The organism is Streptococcus sp. 3.1, assembly GCF_016648915.1.
In the GTDB taxonomy this organism is placed as follows: Bacteria; Bacillota; Bacilli; order Lactobacillales; family Streptococcaceae; genus Streptococcus; species Streptococcus salivarius_E.
The window spans coordinates 90792-107589 of record NZ_JACLQV010000005.1 but is presented as its reverse complement, the minus strand read 5'-3'; the positions used below and the strand labels follow the sequence as shown (position 1 = coordinate 107589).

Annotated in this window: 16 protein-coding genes and 1 riboswitch; of the genes, 14 read left to right on the top strand and 2 right to left on the bottom strand. The window is 39.9% G+C overall.

Annotated features, from left to right (window positions below):
- Window positions 1-127 precede the first annotated feature (127 nt).
- Complete coding sequence (gene mnmE, locus H7U02_RS04565) at window positions 128-1498, bottom strand: tRNA uridine-5-carboxymethylaminomethyl(34) synthesis GTPase MnmE (RefSeq protein ID WP_201042866.1); 1371 nt, start codon at window positions 1496-1498, stop codon at window positions 128-130.
- Window positions 1499-1625: 127 nt separating this feature from the next.
- Window positions 1626-2969, bottom strand: a complete 1344-nt coding sequence (locus tag H7U02_RS04560; protein WP_110981408.1) for an alanine/glycine:cation symporter family protein — start codon at window positions 2967-2969, stop codon at window positions 1626-1628.
- 96 nt (window positions 2970-3065) lie between these two features.
- Window positions 3066-3172: riboswitch (glycine riboswitch) on the bottom strand.
- A 305-nt stretch (window positions 3173-3477) separates the two neighbouring features.
- Here H7U02_RS04560 and pcrA point away from each other — a divergent pair.
- The 14 genes from pcrA to H7U02_RS04490 all read left to right on the top strand — a co-directional run bounded on the left by pcrA (window position 3478) and on the right by H7U02_RS04490 (window position 16798).
- Window positions 3478-5787 carry a DNA helicase PcrA gene (pcrA, locus tag H7U02_RS04555; RefSeq protein WP_110981407.1) on the top strand — a complete coding sequence of 770 codons (2310 nt, stop codon included), beginning with the start codon at window positions 3478-3480 and terminating at the stop codon, window positions 5785-5787.
- Window positions 5788-5907: 120 nt separating this feature from the next.
- Complete coding sequence (locus H7U02_RS04550; RefSeq protein WP_037597805.1) at window positions 5908-7188, top strand: O-acetylhomoserine aminocarboxypropyltransferase/cysteine synthase family protein; 1281 nt, start codon at window positions 5908-5910, stop codon at window positions 7186-7188.
- A 60-nt stretch (window positions 7189-7248) separates the two neighbouring features.
- Window positions 7249-8004: an HAD hydrolase family protein gene (locus H7U02_RS04545; RefSeq protein WP_110981406.1), complete on the top strand. Its 756-nt coding sequence runs from the start codon at window positions 7249-7251 to the stop codon at window positions 8002-8004.
- A gap of 67 nt (window positions 8005-8071) precedes the next feature.
- A complete protein-coding gene (gene tpx, locus H7U02_RS04540) occupies window positions 8072-8566 on the top strand; it encodes a thiol peroxidase (protein ID WP_110981405.1) in 495 nt (164 codons plus the stop codon).
- Window positions 8567-8692: 126 nt separating this feature from the next.
- Window positions 8693-9313, top strand: a complete 621-nt coding sequence (locus tag H7U02_RS04535) for a restriction endonuclease subunit S (protein WP_110981404.1) — start codon at window positions 8693-8695, stop codon at window positions 9311-9313.
- Between the two features lie 88 nt (window positions 9314-9401).
- Complete coding sequence (locus tag H7U02_RS04530; RefSeq protein WP_110981403.1) at window positions 9402-9635, top strand: DUF1858 domain-containing protein; 234 nt, start codon at window positions 9402-9404, stop codon at window positions 9633-9635.
- Window position 9636: 1 nt separating this feature from the next.
- Window positions 9637-10983: a DUF438 domain-containing protein gene (locus tag H7U02_RS04525; protein WP_073949853.1), complete on the top strand. Its 1347-nt coding sequence runs from the start codon at window positions 9637-9639 to the stop codon at window positions 10981-10983.
- Between the two features lie 119 nt (window positions 10984-11102).
- Window positions 11103-11984: a tRNA pseudouridine(55) synthase TruB gene (gene truB, locus H7U02_RS04520; protein WP_073949854.1), complete on the top strand. Its 882-nt coding sequence runs from the start codon at window positions 11103-11105 to the stop codon at window positions 11982-11984.
- Window positions 11981-12892, top strand: coding sequence for a bifunctional riboflavin kinase/FAD synthetase (locus tag H7U02_RS04515; RefSeq protein WP_110981402.1), 912 nt, complete (start codon window positions 11981-11983; stop codon window positions 12890-12892). Before truB ends, H7U02_RS04515 begins: the two co-directional genes overlap by 4 nt.
- Before the next feature lie 69 nt (window positions 12893-12961).
- Window positions 12962-13375 carry a Spx/MgsR family RNA polymerase-binding regulatory protein gene (locus H7U02_RS04510; protein WP_002890965.1) on the top strand — a complete coding sequence of 138 codons (414 nt, stop codon included), beginning with the start codon at window positions 12962-12964 and terminating at the stop codon, window positions 13373-13375.
- Complete coding sequence (locus H7U02_RS04505; RefSeq protein WP_004182521.1) at window positions 13368-13649, top strand: UPF0223 family protein; 282 nt, start codon at window positions 13368-13370, stop codon at window positions 13647-13649. The genes H7U02_RS04510 and H7U02_RS04505 overlap by 8 nt, the downstream gene beginning before the upstream one ends.
- On the top strand, window positions 13639-14406 hold the full coding sequence (locus H7U02_RS04500; RefSeq protein WP_110981531.1) for an inositol monophosphatase family protein: 768 nt from the start codon (window positions 13639-13641) through the stop codon (window positions 14404-14406). Before H7U02_RS04505 ends, H7U02_RS04500 begins: the two co-directional genes overlap by 11 nt.
- 80 nt (window positions 14407-14486) lie before the next feature.
- Window positions 14487-15797: an RsmF rRNA methyltransferase first C-terminal domain-containing protein gene (locus H7U02_RS04495; RefSeq protein ID WP_110981401.1), complete on the top strand. Its 1311-nt coding sequence runs from the start codon at window positions 14487-14489 to the stop codon at window positions 15795-15797.
- 125 nt (window positions 15798-15922) lie between these two features.
- Complete coding sequence (locus H7U02_RS04490) at window positions 15923-16798, top strand: phosphate ABC transporter substrate-binding protein PstS family protein (protein WP_110981400.1); 876 nt, start codon at window positions 15923-15925, stop codon at window positions 16796-16798.

Below are 16798 nucleotides of genomic sequence, written 5' to 3'. Positions count from 1 at the left end.
TTAAAAAGCATGAGTCAATCGTCTTATAGTATTGGTAGTTTTTTGATTTACATAATTTTATTTCTGTATTTATGTATGTAAAATAAAAAGATGACTAAGCATCCTTTTTACATAAATTTAGTTATGTTTATTTTCCTAGACAGAACTGACTAAAGAGTTGTGTAATGAGTTCATCTGGGGCGGCGTCACCAGTAATTTCTCCTAAAACTTCCCAGGTGCGTGTCATATCAACCTGTAAGAGGTCAACAGGCATGCCTAATTCAAGACCTTGATTGACTGCTTCAAGACTTTCGAGAGCTTTTTCAATGAGTGAAATGTGACGGGCATTTGAGAGATAAGTAGCATCTTTCTCCACTAGGCCAGCATTATCAAAGAAGAGCTGATTGATGCAATCTTCGATTTTGTCAATATTTTCATTCTTGAGGACTGAAATTGGAATGACATCTTCAGGAAGCTCTTCCATTTGGATTGCTTGTGGAAGGTCTGTCTTATTTAGGAGAATGATTCGATTGCTATTTTTACTAATTTCGAGTAATGTACGGTCTTGCTCAGTTAACGGTTCGGAGCTGTTAAGGACAAGGAGAACCAGGTCAGCCTCTTCAAGAGCTTTCTTGGAACGCTCAACACCAATCTTTTCAACCACATCATCTGTGTCTCGAATACCAGCGGTATCGATTAACTTAAGTGGAACACCCTTGATATTAACGTATTCTTCAATGACATCACGGGTGGTACCTTCAATATCTGTTACGATAGCTTTCTCCTCGCGTAGGAGATTGTTAAGAAGACTAGATTTTCCGACATTTGGACGACCAATGATTGCCGTTGAAAGGCCTTCTCGTAGGATTTTTCCTCGTTTAGCAGTGGCAAGAAGATTTTCTAAAAGTGCTTGGAACTCTTGCGTTTTTTCACGGACAAGAGCTGTGGTAACTTCTTCAACATCATCATATTCTGGGTAATCAATATTCACTTCGACTTGAGCCAAGGTGTTAAGGATTTCTTGGCGAGTGTTGTTAATGAGATCCTTGAGCGCCCCATCAAGTTGAGAGACGGCAACGGCCATAGCCTTATCAGTCTTAGCACGAATCAAATCCATGACAGCTTCAGCCTGAGTCAAGTCCACACGACCATTCAAAAAGGCACGTTTGGTAAATTCTCCAGGTTCAGCCATACGAGCTCCAGAACGAATAAGGAGTTGGAGGATTTCATTAGTCACAGCAACCCCACCGTGAGTGTTGATCTCCACGACATCCTCACGCGTAAAGGTCTTTGGCGCACGCATAACACTTACCATGACTTCATCAATGGTTTCCTCATTTTCGACAATATGGCCGTAATTGATAGTATGTGAAGCAACCGTTTCTAGATTTTTTCCTTTGAAAACTTTATTAGCAATAGCAATAGCATCGGTTCCAGATAAGCGAACGATACCGATAGCACCTTCACCTAAGGGCGTTGAAATGGCAGTAATCGTATCAAATTCTTTGGTAATTGACATAGTTATTCCTTTGGATTTTTTCTGTATAAGTTTAAAAATGATTTAATTTCATTGTAACGCAAAAGAGCAGTAGTCGCAAGGATTGGTGCTGATAAAGACAAGAAAAAAGAGCCTGAGCTCTTTTTGTTTATTTGTGGCGTTCAAAGTATGATTTGGTTTCTTTAATGATGATTGGTGAAAGGACTAGGAGGGCAATCAAGTTAGGCAATGCCATCAAGCCGTTTACGATATCTGCAATTTTCCAAACAACATCAAGTGTGAGGTAACCACCAAGAGCAACCATAACCACAAAAATGAGGCGGTAGAGTGGAAGGAATTTAGTTGATTTGAAAATGAATTCGAAACAACGTTCACCGTAGTAAGACCAACCCAAGATTGTTGTAAAGGCAAAGAGAACCAAAGAAAGTGTTAAGGCAATTTCACCAAATGTACCAAAAACAGAAGAGAAGGCGGCTTGTGTCATTGGGGCACCTTCTAGGCTACCTGACCATTGACCAGTTACAAGGATAGCAAGACCTGTAAGCGTACAGATGATAATCGTATCAATGAAAGTACCTGTCATTGAAATCAAACCTTGTTCAACAGGTTCTTCGGTCTTAGCTGCAGCAGCGGCGATAGGAGCAGATCCAAGACCTGACTCATTTGAGAAGACACCACGCGCAATACCAAGTCGCATAGCGACCATGACTGTTGCACCAGCAAAACCACCTACGGCTGCTTTCCCAGTAAAGGCAGATTGGAAGACCATTTCAAGAACTGGTAAAAGTTGATTAAAGTTTGTAAAGATAACCACAAGAGCTGCTAGGATATAAAGTCCAGCCATAAATGGTACGACCTTTTCAGAAACTTTAGAGATAGATTGGATACCACCAAAAATGATGGCAGCAGTTATAAGAGCAAGTAAGATACTTACGATTTTTGGTGACCAGTCAAAGCTGTTTTGAAGTGAGGCGGTGATTGAGTTAACTTGAGAGAAAGTACCAATCCCCAACCATGCAACTAGGACACCTGCAAAGGCAAAGAAGTAGGCCAAAGGTTTAGCAATTGTTTGCCATTTCCCAGAGAAACCATGTGTGATGTAATACATTGGACCACCAGAAACATTACCTTGGTCGTCAAGTGTACGGAATTTAATAGCCAAAAGACCTTCGGAATATTTGGTTGCCATACCAAAGAAAGCGGCAATCCACATCCAGAAAAGGGCACCAGGTCCACCAGTTTTGATGGCTGTAGCTACCCCAACAATGTTACCTGTACCAACAGTTGCAGCAAGAGCTGTCGCAAGGGCTGCAAAACTAGAAATATCACCTTCCCCTTTATCTTCAGCAAAGATAAGTTTAAAAGCTTTAGGAAGACGAAGAACTTGCAAAAGTCCAAGACGAAGCGTAAGGTAAATCCCAGTTCCTACAAGAAGGACCAAAAGGGGTGGACCCCAGACAAAATCATCAATGGTAGTAAAAAAGTCTAACATGAATGTAACAATCTCCTTTAACCGAGACGTCAAAAAGAGGTTTGGCTTAACCAGACCTCTGAGAATACAAAGCTATTACTACAAGTAAAAAAACTTGCGATGCTTTCTGTCCTTTTACCTGAGAGTTTCGGTTGTTACCCCTTGCCCCTTCGGTGTCTTGTTTACAGCTAAGGCTGCTTCAAGATCTCTCCAGAAGTCCGTCAATCACCAGTCTTCCTGATGACATCACTCGGTTTTTATTTTATTGTGGTTCTATATTATCTAAAAAACCGAACAGTGTCAACACTAATTTTTATCAAAACTATAAAAAACCGAATATTATACTTAAGAATCCCTTTCACCAAAATCTAGAAAAGCTTGGAATAACAATCATTTTTATCAAACAACCTCCCAATAAAAACAAACGATTATTTGCTAAAGTTATTTCACACTCATTATGAATAGAGACTGCATTTTCATCCAAAAAATGATAAAATAGTAGAGCTTATTTTTGAGAATGGAGAATATGATGAACCCATTATTAACTGGTATGAATGACAAACAGGCCGAAGCCGTCCAAACGACTGAAGGTCCTTTGTTGATTATGGCTGGTGCAGGATCAGGGAAGACACGTGTACTTACCCACCGCATTGCCTACCTTATTGACGAAAAAATGATCAATCCTTGGAATATTTTGGCCATTACCTTTACCAATAAGGCAGCTCGTGAGATGCGTGAGCGTGCTATGGCTTTAAACCCAGCAACTTCAGAAACCTTGATTGCGACCTTCCATAGTATGTGCGTGCGAATCCTTCGTCGTGAAGCGGACCATATTGGCTACAATCGAAACTTTACTATCGTGGATCCTGGTGAACAACGTACTTTGATGAAACGTATTCTCAAGAATCTTAATCTTGATCCTAAGAAGTGGAATGAACGTGCCATCTTAGGGACGATTTCCAACGCAAAAAATGACCTCTTGGATGAAGTGGCTTATGAGCACCAAGCTGGTGACATGTATACTCAAATCGTTGCTAAATGTTACAAAGCCTATCAGGAAGAGCTCCGTCGTAGTGAAGCCATGGATTTCGACGATTTGATTATGATGACTCTGCGTCTCTTTGACAAAAATCCCGATGTGCTCGCTTATTATCAGCAGCGTTATCAGTATATTCACGTGGATGAATATCAAGATACCAACCATGCTCAGTATCAGTTGGTAAAACTCTTAGCATCTCGCTTCAAGAATATCTGTGTCGTGGGTGATGCTGACCAATCAATCTACGGTTGGCGTGGGGCTGACATGCAGAACATCCTTGATTTTGAGAAGGACTATCCTGAAGCTAAGGTTGTCCTCTTGGAGGAAAACTACCGTTCAACTAAGAAAATTCTCCAAGCAGCCAACGAAGTTATCAAGAACAACCGTAACCGCCGTCCTAAGAAACTTTGGACTCAAAATGATGACGGTGAACAAATTGTTTATTACCGTGCTAATGACGAGCGTGATGAAGCTGTTTTTGTTGCTTCAACTATTGATAACATTATTCGTGAAGAAGGTAAGAACTTCAAGGATTTCGCTGTACTTTACCGTACCAATGCTCAGTCTCGTACCATTGAAGAAGCTTTACTCAAGTCTAATATTCCTTATACCATGGTTGGAGGAACCAAGTTCTATAGCCGTAAAGAAATTCGTGATGCCATTTCTTACTTGAACTTAATTGCCAATCCTGCTGATAATATTAGCTTTGAACGTGTCGTTAATGAACCTAAACGTGGAGTTGGACCTGGGACACTAGAAAAGATTCGTACCTTTGCCTATGAGCAAAACATGAGTCTCCTAGATGCTTCAGCTAATATTATGTTATCACCGATTAAGGGGAAAGCAGCTCAGGGCGTTTACGATTTTGCTAACATGATTCTGAACCTACGTGATCAGCTAGATGGACTAAGCATCACTGAAGCTGTAGAGGCTGTTTTGGATAAGTCTGGTTATCTGGATGCTCTTTCGATGCAACAAACACTTGAAAGTCAAGCGCGCATTGAAAATATCGAAGAATTCATGTCTGTTACTAAGAATTTTGACGAAACCAACACCGATGGTACGGAAGACGAGACAGGAATTGACCGTTTAGGCCGTTTCTTAAACGATTTAGCTTTAATTGCTGATACGGACGATGGTGATATGGAAGCAGCAGAGGTAACCTTGATGACTCTCCATGCTGCCAAAGGGCTTGAATTCCCAGTTGTCTTCCTAATTGGTATGGAAGAGGGAGTGTTCCCTTTGTCACGTGCCTCAGAAGAGCCAGATGAACTCGAAGAAGAGCGTCGTTTGGCTTACGTAGGTATCACTCGGGCGGAAGAGATTCTTTTCCTTACCAACGCTAATACGCGTACGCTTTTTGGTAAGACTAGCTATAATCGTCCTAGCCGTTTCTTACGTGAAATTTCAGATGATTTATTACAATATCAAGGTCTAGCACGTCCAGCCAATTCATCATTTGGTGTTCGTTTTACAAAGGAAGAGCCTACACAATTTGGTCAGGGCATGAGTTTACAACAAGCGCTTCAGACCAGAAAAGCAAATGCACAGCCGCAAAGACATACTGGTGCTCAGCCATTTTCAAAAGCCACTGGGGGACTACCTTTTGGTAAGGCTTCAGACTCAGGCAACTCAGCTACTGATTGGGAAATCGGAGATATCGCTCACCACAAGAAGTGGGGAGATGGTACCGTCCTAGAAGTAACTGGAAGTGGCAAGACACAGGAACTTAAGATAAAATTCCCAGAAGTTGGACTTAAAAAAGTCTTGGCAAGCGTAGCACCTATTGTGAAGAAATAGAAAGGGACCGAAAGGTCCTTTTTATAAGCTCTCCCTATCACTTTGATAAAAAATTTCTATTAGACAGCTAGCTTTTCTGGGTGTAGAATGAAGGCAACTTTTGTTTTGGAGGACACCCATATGTCACGAGAATTTTCATTTGAAACCTTACAATTACACGCTGGACAAACACCTGACAAGGAAACAAAATCACGTGCTGTTCCAATTTACCAAACCACTTCATATGTTTTTGACGACGCTCAAGAAGGTGAAGATCTCTTTGCCCTTAGAAAACCTGGTAATATTTACACACGTATTACCAATCCAACAGTAGCAGTACTTGAAGAACGTATTGCAGCCCTCGAAGGTGGTGTTGGTGCCTTGGCTACGGCATCAGGTATGGCTGCAATCACCTATGCTATCCTTGGTTTGGCACATGCTGGCGATCACGTTGTTGCTGCGACAACCCTCTATGGTGGGACATTCAATCTCTTAAAAGAAACCCTTCCACGCTATGGTATCACAACAACTTTTGTAGATGTTGACAATCCTGAAGAAATTGAAGCTGCTATCAAAGATAATACCAAGCTTGTCTTGATTGAGTCTTTGGGAAATCCGCTTATCAATATTCCTGATTTTGAAAAAATTGCTGAGATTGCTCACAGTCATAAGATTCCATTGGTTGCTGACAATACTTTTGGAACTCCATATCTCATCAATGTTATCTCCCATGGTGTAGATATCGTGGTTCATTCTGCAACTAAGTTTATCGGTGGACATGGAACAACTATTGGAGGTCTTATCGTCGATTCTGGTAAATTTGACTGGGAAGCTTCAGGCAAATTCCCACAGTTGGTTGACGAGGACCCATCTTACCACAATATCAGCTATACGCGTGATGTTGGTCCAGCAGCATTTGTAACTGCCCTTCGTACACAACTTTTGCGTGACACAGGGGCTGCCTTGGCACCTTTCAATGCTTTCTTGCTCTTGCAAGGACTTGAAACACTTTCACTTCGCGTCGAACGCCACGTCGAAAATACTAAAAAAATCGTAGACTTTTTGGAAAATCATCCAAAAGTTGAAAAGGTTAACTATCCTGGATTACCATCAAGTCCTTACTATGACTTGGCACAAAAATACTTCCCTAAAGGTCCAGGTTCTATTTTCACTTTCCATGTTAAAGGTGGACAAGACGAAGCACGTACCGTAATTGATAATCTTGAAATCTTCTCAGATTTAGCTAACGTTGCTGATGCAAAATCTTTGGTGGTGCACCCTGCAACAACAACTCACCAACAATTAGCAGAAGCTGATTTACTGGCTTGTGGTGTCACTCCAAATCAAATTCGTATCTCAGTTGGTTTGGAAAACGCAGATGATTTGATTGAAGATTTAAAACTAGCTCTTGATAAAATCTAAGTATTTCAATACAAAATAATTTAACCAGCTCTTTAGCTGGTTTTTTGTTATACTATCCCTATGAAATTTGTTTTTGATTTGGATGGAACCCTATGTTTTGATGGTATGACCATGTCAAAAGACCTACAAAAGGTTCTTTTAACTGCACCAAAATACGGGCATGACATTATTTTTGCAACAGCACGCTCTTACAGAGATTGTCTTAGTATTTTAGAAGGAGAATTGAGAAAGCTGATAGTAGTTGGCTTAAACGGCGGCGAAGTCTTTCAAGATGAACTTTTAGTATCACAATACACAATACCTTCTCCTGCTCTCAGAACGATTGTTAGCTACTGTGATACTTATAATCTCCCTTATTTTATTGATGATACCTTTAATTGTGCTATTCAAAATCCTGAGCAAATCCCTTTTCTTTCAAATGTTGATCCATTAAACAAAGCAAGGATTTTGCCTGTTCATGAACTTAATGAGCCTATCAAAGTTGTTATTCCACTTGTAGAGCATGAAGATATACGTGAAGACCTTATCTTTAATCTAAACAAACTGGAATGTTTAGACCTTAGTTATCATGATATTGAAAGATGTCTTTACATTAATCCTAAAGGTGTGACCAAGGCTAGTACTGTTTTAAACCACTTTGGTAAAGCCTTTGTAGCATTTGGAAATGATCAAAATGATATTTCTCTTTTCAAAAATGCTATATATGGAGTGCAAATTGGTGATTATCCCTACCTAAAAAACTTTGCGGATGAGGTTATTCCTGCAATTAATGCAGTTATTGCTGAAAAAATTAGACTACTGTTTGAAAAGTTCTAAACAAATGCTTAGGCTTATTGCTATATTTACAGTACAATAGTAAAAAAAGTATTGGAGGACAATTAACATGCCAACATTTATTGGAAAACCAGTTACAGTAGCAGAAGACAAACAACTTCAAGTTGGAGATACCTTGCGTGACTTTAACTTAACAGCAGCAGATTTGACGAAAAAATCACTTTCAGAATTCGATGGAAAGAAAAAAGTTATCTCTATCGTTCCATCAATCGATACTGGTATCTGTTCAACTCAAACACGTACCTTTAATAAGGAATTGTCAGAATTAGACGATACAGTAGTTATTACTATTTCAGTGGACCTACCATTTGCACAAGCTCGTTGGTGTGGTGCTGAAGGACTTGAAAATGCCATCATGCTTTCTGACTACTATGATAATAGTTTTGGTAAAGATTATGGTGTCCTCATTGAAGAATGGCACTTGTTAGCGCGTGCAGTTTTAGTGGCAGATGCTGACAATAAGATTACTTATGTCGAATATTTGAACAATATCAATACTGATCCAAACTATGAAGCAGCAGTAGCAGCGGTTAAAAGCTTATAAAATGAGGCTCAGGTCTCTTTTTTATTTTTGCCTTTCTTACAGTTTTTACTTGCAAAAGTATTAGCATCTTGCTATTATTGTATAGCAATACTCAATATGGATAGTAAAATATAAAAAGGAGATTCAATGTCTGAAAAAGAAAGACCTCAACTGATTATCGATTACGAAGCTAATACAGACAAACTTGTTCGTTTAGGCGATGTTGTCGATCAATTTAAAGGAAAAGCTGTTCCTGCTAAGGCAGATCCTGGCGAATTTGCTGTCATTAATCTATCGGATATGACACCCAACGGCATTGCCTACGATGCCCTTAAAACGTTTTCTGAGGAACAACGCAAACTTTTACGATTTCTCTTAGAAGACGGTGATGTTCTTATTGCATCTAAGGGAACTGTACAAAAAGTTGCTGTTTTCGAGGATCAGGGCAAGCGTGAAGTTGTCGCCTCATCAAATATCACAGTATTACGACCTAAGGAAAAACTCCGTGGTTTCTACATCAAGTTTTTTCTTGAGACAGAGATTGGTCGTGCCTATTTAGACTATGCTGATAAGGGAAAGGCCGTCCTAAATTTATCGACGGCTGATCTCCTAGACATCAAAATTCCTGAGATACCAATTGTGAAGCAAGATTATCAAATTGCTGCCTACTTGCGTGGGCGTGCTGATTACCATCGTAAGATGGTGAGGGCTGAGCAGGAGTGGGAAAATATCCAGCATAATGTGACAGAAGCTCTATTTGGAAATTAATCAAAAGCCAGCAAACTAAGATTTGTTGGTTTTTTTTCATTATTCTCGTGTATAATGGAAGTAGTAAATATGTTATTAGGAGGTCATTATGACTACCAACACTATAGATTTATCACAACCTGTTGCAACAATCATTAAAGAGCATCCAGAGGTTAAGGAATTACTGATTGATCTCGGTTTCAAGTCCTTGTCTAATCCAGCTATGCTAAATACTGTCGGTAAGGTGACTAGTCTAAAAGCTGGCTCTAAGTTAGCTAATATTCCCCTAGATAAAATCAAGCAAACCTTGATTTTCAACGGTTATGACGTAATTGGTGACTGATATGGAAGATAATCGTATTCAAATACTCAAAGAAATTCTACTAGATTTGCACCATGGAGCCAGTCCTGAGAGTGTTCAAGAGCGCTTCAATCAACACTTCAAGGGAGTATCTGCCCTCGAAATCTCTATGATGGAGCATGAATTGATGTCATCAGAAGATGGGGTTACCTTTGAAGACGTAATGAGCCTCTGTAATGTCCACGCAAACCTCTTTAAAGGTGCTATTGCAGATGTGGAAGTGGCAGACACTGATCAAGAGGGCCACCCTGTCTATGTGTTTAAACAAGAGAATTTAGCCCTACGTTCAGCTATTCTCCGTATCCGACGTATCATAGAAAATATTAGTAAGCCTGAAAATGAAGATTTTAAATCTGACTTGTTCAATGGACTTAAGCATCAGATGACTCTACTTGGTCAATTCCATAATCATTATACGCGTAAAGAAAAGCTTTTCTTTCCAATAATGGAGCGTTACGGCCATGACTCCCCTCCAAAAGTGATGTGGGGAGTAGACGATGACATCCGAAAACTTTTTAGAGCGGCAGAAGCTAAACTAAAAGAACTTCCAGAGGCTGATTTAGAAGAATTTTCAAAGTCTTTCGAAGCATTCTCAGAAGAGTTTGAAGCCATGATTTTCAAAGAAGAGGCTATCTTACTTATGATTCTGCTTGAAACCTTCACGCAAGACGATTGGCTTTCGATTGCCGAAGAAAGCGATGCCTATGGCTATGCAATAATAAAACCTACAGCTGTCTGGAAACCTAAGCGTGAACGTTTTGAGGAGGTAAATGCTGATACATCGCAAGAACAATCTGAACTAAGTAGTGACGAACATCTGGACAATACCCGAATTATTGACACTCCCGAAGGGCAGTTTACCATCAGCTTCACTCCAAAACCAAAAACTGAAACTGTCGTAGATAGAGAAACGACTCAGCCTTTTGGCAACGGTTATCTTTCTGTGGAGCAGGCCAATCTCATTCTCAACCATCTTCCTTTGGAAATCACTTTCGTCAATAAAGACGATATTTTCCAATACTATAATGATAATGTTCCTGCTAATGAAATGGTTTTTAAACGAACACCTAGCCAAATTGGACGAAACGTTGAACTTTGTCATCCGCCAAAAGTGCTTGATAAGGTCAAGAAAATCTTTGAATTACTAAGAAGTGGAGAGCGTGACCAAGTTCCAATGTGGTTCAAATCTGAACGTTTAGGAAAATTCGTCTATGTTACCTATGCAGCTGTTAGAGATGACAAGGGAGACTTTCAGGGTGTCCTAGAATATGTGCAGGATATTCAGCCTTTCTTTGAATTGGAAAGCGACCTTAATAGAGATATCGATTAATAAGCTAGCAGACCTGCGATTGCTTATGACTATAATACTTAAGAGGTTTGAGACTTTGCTCTCTGCCTCTTTATGTTTCTACCTAGCTCTTTAGGATTGCTTTTGATATAATTAAAAGTATGATTTCAGGAATTATTAATCTCAAAAAAGAGGCTGGAATGACCAGTCATGATGCTGTATTTAAACTACGTAAAATATTACAAGAGAAAAAAATCGGACATGGAGGTACCCTTGATCCAGATGTTACTGGTGTTTTACCTATAGCGATTGGAAAAGCGACTCGTGTTATTGAATACATGACTGAAGCAGGAAAGGTCTACGAGGGAGAAATTACCATTGGATTTTCAACAACTACCGAGGATGCTAGTGGAGATGTCGTTCAAACAACTCCGGTTACAGAGTTAGATGAAGAAACCGTCGATATGGCAATGGCTAGTTTTGAGGGAGAAATCACACAAACTCCTCCTATGTATTCAGCGGTTAAGGTCAACGGAAAGAAACTTTATGAGTACGCCCGCGCTGGAGAAGAAGTAGAGCGTCCACAACGTCAAGTGACAATTACCGAATTTGTCCGTACCTCTCCTATTGAATTGGAAAACAATACCGCAAAATTCACCTTCCGTGTTGCTTGTAGCAAGGGGACTTATGTCCGTACTTTATCTGTCGATTTGGGTGCTAAACTCGGATACGCGAGTCATATGTCTGCTCTTCGTCGAACAGCCTCAGCTGGTCTAACCTTAGATAAGGCACTAACACTCTCACAAATTTCAGAAATGGTAGAAGCGGGGGATACTTCCTTCCTCCTTCCCATCGAATTTGGTGTTCAGGACCTACCAGCTGTTCAAGTCACTGAGGATGATGCTAAAGAAATTTCATTTGGTCGCTTTATTACTATCGATAGCCAAGAACCCTTAGTTGCGGCCTTTTTAGGAGACAAGGTTCTAGCCATCATGGAAAAGCGAAATCAAGTTTATAAACCTAGAAAAGTATTAAGTCAATGAAAGTAACTTCTATTAATGATTATAAAGATATCCATCAGGAAAAGGAAACGGTTCTTGTCTTAGGGTATTTCGATGCTCTTCACCGTGGTCATAAGGTCCTTTTTGATAAGGCGCGCCAGATTGCTGATGAAAAACAGCTTGAAGTAGCTGTCCTTACCTTTAATGAGAGTCCTCAATTGACTTTTCAAAGGTATACGGATGATCTCCTCCTTCATATCACAGCACCTCAGAGACGTTGTGATCTTTTTAAAGCCTATGGCACTGATCAGCTTTATTTAACAGATTTCAATAGTGATTTTGCTCGAACAAGTTCAGACGATTTCATTGCTCGTTATATTAAACGTCTAAAAGCCCAAGAGGTTGTTGTGGGCTTTGATTACAAATTTGGACATCATCGAACAGATGCGGACTACCTAGCCCGTAATTTTTCTGGTAATGTCCATGTCATTGAGGAGCAACAAAGCGATGGTGAAAAGATTTCGTCAACACGTGTGCGTCAATTAATACGAGAAGGCAAGGTTAAAGAAGCCAATAAACTCCTTGGCCATGAATTCTCTACACGTGGCATCGTGGTGCATGGTGATGCCCGTGGACGTACCATTGGTTTTCCAACAGCAAATTTAGCACCTATTGATAGGACTTTTCTACCAGCTGATGGTGTCTATGTTGCCGATGTTGTAATTGATGGCAAACGTTATCGTTCCATGACTAGCCTAGGAAAAAACGTTACCTTTGGGGGAACAGAACTCCGTCTTGAAGCCAATATCTTTGATTTTGAAGGCGATATTTATGGAAAGACAATTGAAGTTTTTTGGCTGGATTATATCCGTGATATGATTAAGTTCAATAATATCGATGAACTATGTGCTCAACTGGAGGCTGATAAAAAAATCGCGGAAAAATTTTAAGAAAGCGTAGCCAAAACTAATCAAATAATGTATAATGATTAGGAATGTTAAAGTGAAAGGGGTGTTTGCGTGGTAACTTTATTTTTATCACCTAGCTGCACCAGCTGTAGGAAAGCACGAGCCTGGTTGACCAATCATGAAGTTGCTTTTGACGAACACAATATTATCACGAGCCCATTAACTCACGATGAGTTAATGAAGATTTTGTCTTACACGGAAAATGGTACTGAAGATATCATTTCAACTCGTTCAAAAGTCTTTCAGAAGCTGAATATCGATGTGGATGATTTGACCATCAAGGAACTCATTCAATTGATTTCTGAATACCCAAATCTTCTTCGTCGACCTATCATTATGGACACCAAACGCATGCAAATTGGTTTCAACGAAGATGAAATTCGTGCCTTTTTGCCTCGTGATTATAGAAAGCAAGAATTGCGCCAAGCGACCATTCGAGCTGAAATTGAGGGTAACAATGACTAAAGGAAATTATTCCTACCCACTCGATCCATCATGGAGCACTGAGGAAATTACCACAGTGCTTCATTTTTTGAGTCAGGTAGAAAAAGCATACGAGAGCAAGGTTGACCGTGACCAACTCTTGCAAGCCTATAAGGCATTTAAAACCGTTGTTCCAGGCAAAGCACCTGAAAAACAACTAGACAAGGCCTTTGAAGAAGCTAGCGGTTTTTCAACCTATCAAGCTGTCAAAGCTGCTAAAGCAAAAGATAAAGGATTTGTATCACTTGGAAAATAAACTGATTTTCGCCAAAGAAATCATCAAAGAAGCCGGTGCTTTTATTAAAGAAAGTTTGAGTAAAACTATCACGGTCGAAGAAAAGACGGCTTTTGATGATTTAGTAACTAATATTGACAAACAAACACAAGATTTACTCGTGGCACGTATTAAATCCTCCTTCCCTTCAGACAATATTTTCGCTGAAGAAAATGGCTTGGTTCATAATATCAAAGATGGAAATGTCTGGGTCTTGGATCCTATTGATGGAACGGTCAATTTTATTGTCCAACAAGATAATTTTTGTGTTATGATTGCCTACTATGAAGAGGGGCAAGGAAAATTCGGCCTCATTTATAACGTCATGGCTGATCAACTTTTCTATGGTGGTGGCCAGTTTGATGTGTATTGTAATGACAAGTTGCTTCCAGCATATAAAAACCCACCTTTAGACCGTTGCCTAGTCGCTAGCAATGGAGCTATGTATGCTAAAAATTTTCACGGCTTAAAAGACCTTATTGATAAGACCTTGGGCGTTCGTGTCTACGGTGGTGCTGGTTTAAGCATGTCAAAAGTCCTATCTGGTCAAATTTTAGCTTACTTTTCAGTTATTTACCCATGGGACTATGCCGCAGCAAGTATTATGGGAGAAAAATTGGGTTATCACCTTGAGACCATTTCTGGAGAACCACTGGATTATTCTAGTCGTCAAGCTGTGATGCTTGTCCCTAAAGACAGACTTGAAGAGATCAAGCATATTATGGGCTCAGAAAATTAATTTGAAACACAAAACCATACTGGACAAATCAGAACAGCAAGTTCTCTTGGTTAGTCCAGTTTTTTGATAGAAAGGAAACTATGCAATTTCCATTAGACTTTATAGAAAAATATAATAAGCTCCTTGGAGATGAAGCGAAGGACTTCTTTGCATCTTTTGACCAAGAAGCCGTGTCCGCCTACCGTACCAACCCTCTTAAAAAGCAACAGAAGGACTTTCCTAATGCCATTCCTGAAACACCTTGGGGCCATTACGGTAAAATTTCTGGAAAATCTGCCGATCATGCAACTGGTTTGGTATATTCTCAGGAACCAGCTGCTCAAATGGTTGCTCAAGTAGCAGCTCCTGCCAAGAGAAGTCGTGTCTTAGACTTGGCAGCTGCTCCAGGCGGAAAGTCTACTCATCTTCTTAGTTACCTAGATAATACAGGACTGTTGGTCAGCAATGAAATCAATCCAAAGCGTAGCAAAATTCTAGTTGAAAACATTGAGCGTTTTGGAGCGAGAAATGTTATTGTGACAAACACGTCAGCTGATAAACTAGCCAAAGTTTTCAAAAATTATTTTGATACGATTGTCTTTGATGGACCATGTTCTGGAGAAGGAATGTTTCGTAAGGATCCTGATGCAATCCAATATTGGCATAAGGAGTATCCTAGTGAACTGGCACAATTACAGAAGGACATCTTATCAGACGGTTTGAAAATGCTCGCTCCTGGTGGACAATTGATCTACTCAACCTGCACATGGTCTCCTGAGGAAAATGAAGGTATTGTTGCTTGGATTTTAGAAAATAATCCTGATCTTGAATTGGTGGCAATCCCTAAATTAAATGGCATGAGTGATGGAATTGATTTTCCAGAAACAGCTCGAATGTATCCACACCATTTCAAAGGTGAAGGCCAGTTTGTGGCAAAATTCCAGGATAAGCGCGTGCCTGAGCAAACACGTATCAAAGAGGGAAAATCTAACCTAAACAAGGAGCAGAAGCAACTTTGGGAAGATTTTGCAAAAAAACACCTTAAAACTAGACTGGATGGTTTACTGCAAGTTTTTGGGGACAATCTCTACCTGCTTCCAAAAGGGCTCCCAGACCTTTCTAAAGTTAAAATCGCTCGTAACGGTTTGCATCTTGGTGTCTTCAAGAAAAAACGTTTCGAACCAAGTTTTGCTTTTGGAATTGCTTTAACATCTGATGAAGTTGTTTCAAGTATAGAGCTAAGTCAAGACCAGTTTACCCAATACGTTTCTGGTAATGTGGTTACTCTAAATCAAACACATCCTAACGGTTGGTATCAGCTTTTAGTGGACGGCAATGGTTTTGGGTTTGCTAAAGTTGTTGGAAATACGGTTAAAAACTACTATCCTAAAGGATTAAGATTTCACATTTAAGAACCTGTAACCAAACTTTAATATGACTTAGTTATCCTATACTTGTTATAATTAGATAGGTGTCTTTTAACAGCATATCTATGAGACACTTTCTTACTTATGTTACAAAATGTCGGAGGACAAAAATGAAAAAAACAAAAGTCCTTGCAGTGATTCTGTCACTGGCAATGGCCATGCTGGTTTTAACTGGCTGTGCCTCTTGGATTGACCGTGGCCAGTCCATTACAGCAGTTGGTTCTACGGCCCTTCAACCCTTAGTGGAGGCGGCAGCAGATGGGTTTGCTGAAAAGAACCCTGACAATATCGTTAACGTTCAGGGGGGCGGTTCTGGTACTGGACTTTCTCAAGTACAATCCGGTGCCGTTCAAATTGGTAACAGTGACCTTTTTGCCGAGGAAAAATCGGGAATTGATGCTAGTAAGCTTGTCGACTTTCAAGTTGCCGTTGCTGGGATTGCAGTTATTACAAACAAAGAAGTCTCTGTAGATAACTTGACAACAGAACAACTGCGTAAGATTTTCACTGGTGAAATCACAAACTGGAAACAGCTTGGTGGTAAAGACCAAGAGATTACTATTATTAACCGTGCAGCTAGCTCAGGATCACGCGCAACTTTCGATGCAGTGATTATGGATGGTAAATCACCAATCCGTACCCAAGAGCAAGATTCTAACGGTATGGTTAAGTCAATCGTTGCTCAGACACCAGGTGCTATTTCATACCTATCATTTGCTTACCTTGATGATTCTGTTAAAACATTGAAGTTAAATGGATTTGAACCCAAAGCTGAAAATGTTGCAACTAACGATTGGCCGATTTGGTCCTACGAACATATGTATACCAAGGGAAAACCGGATAGCTATACCAAACATTTCTTAGATTACATGATGAGTGACGAAGTCCAAGAAAACGTCGTCGCAAAAATGGGTTACATTTCCATCCATAGCATGAAAGTTACCAAGGATGCTGATGGTAAAGTCTCAAAGAAGAGTGAGGAATAA

What these genes read in the sequence shown, in the direction of transcription:
- mnmE (WP_201042866.1), bottom strand. Translation starts at nt 1,498, where the DNA reads ATGTCAATTACCAAAGAATTTGATACGATTACTGCCATTTCAACGCCC.
- H7U02_RS04560 (WP_110981408.1), bottom strand. Translation starts at nt 2,969, where the DNA reads ATGTTAGACTTTTTTACTACCATTGATGATTTTGTCTGGGGTCCACCC.
- pcrA (WP_110981407.1), top strand. Translation starts at nt 3,478, where the DNA reads ATGAACCCATTATTAACTGGTATGAATGACAAACAGGCCGAAGCCGTC.
- H7U02_RS04550 (WP_037597805.1), top strand. Translation starts at nt 5,908, where the DNA reads ATGTCACGAGAATTTTCATTTGAAACCTTACAATTACACGCTGGACAA.
- H7U02_RS04545 (WP_110981406.1), top strand. Translation starts at nt 7,249, where the DNA reads ATGAAATTTGTTTTTGATTTGGATGGAACCCTATGTTTTGATGGTATG.
- tpx (WP_110981405.1), top strand. Translation starts at nt 8,072, where the DNA reads ATGCCAACATTTATTGGAAAACCAGTTACAGTAGCAGAAGACAAACAA.
- H7U02_RS04535 (WP_110981404.1), top strand. Translation starts at nt 8,693, where the DNA reads ATGTCTGAAAAAGAAAGACCTCAACTGATTATCGATTACGAAGCTAAT.
- H7U02_RS04530 (WP_110981403.1), top strand. Translation starts at nt 9,402, where the DNA reads ATGACTACCAACACTATAGATTTATCACAACCTGTTGCAACAATCATT.
- H7U02_RS04525 (WP_073949853.1), top strand. Translation starts at nt 9,637, where the DNA reads ATGGAAGATAATCGTATTCAAATACTCAAAGAAATTCTACTAGATTTG.
- truB (WP_073949854.1), top strand. Translation starts at nt 11,103, where the DNA reads ATGATTTCAGGAATTATTAATCTCAAAAAAGAGGCTGGAATGACCAGT.
- H7U02_RS04515 (WP_110981402.1), top strand. Translation starts at nt 11,981, where the DNA reads ATGAAAGTAACTTCTATTAATGATTATAAAGATATCCATCAGGAAAAG.
- H7U02_RS04505 (WP_004182521.1), top strand. Translation starts at nt 13,368, where the DNA reads ATGACTAAAGGAAATTATTCCTACCCACTCGATCCATCATGGAGCACT.
- H7U02_RS04495 (WP_110981401.1), top strand. Translation starts at nt 14,487, where the DNA reads ATGCAATTTCCATTAGACTTTATAGAAAAATATAATAAGCTCCTTGGA.
- H7U02_RS04490 (WP_110981400.1), top strand. Translation starts at nt 15,923, where the DNA reads ATGAAAAAAACAAAAGTCCTTGCAGTGATTCTGTCACTGGCAATGGCC.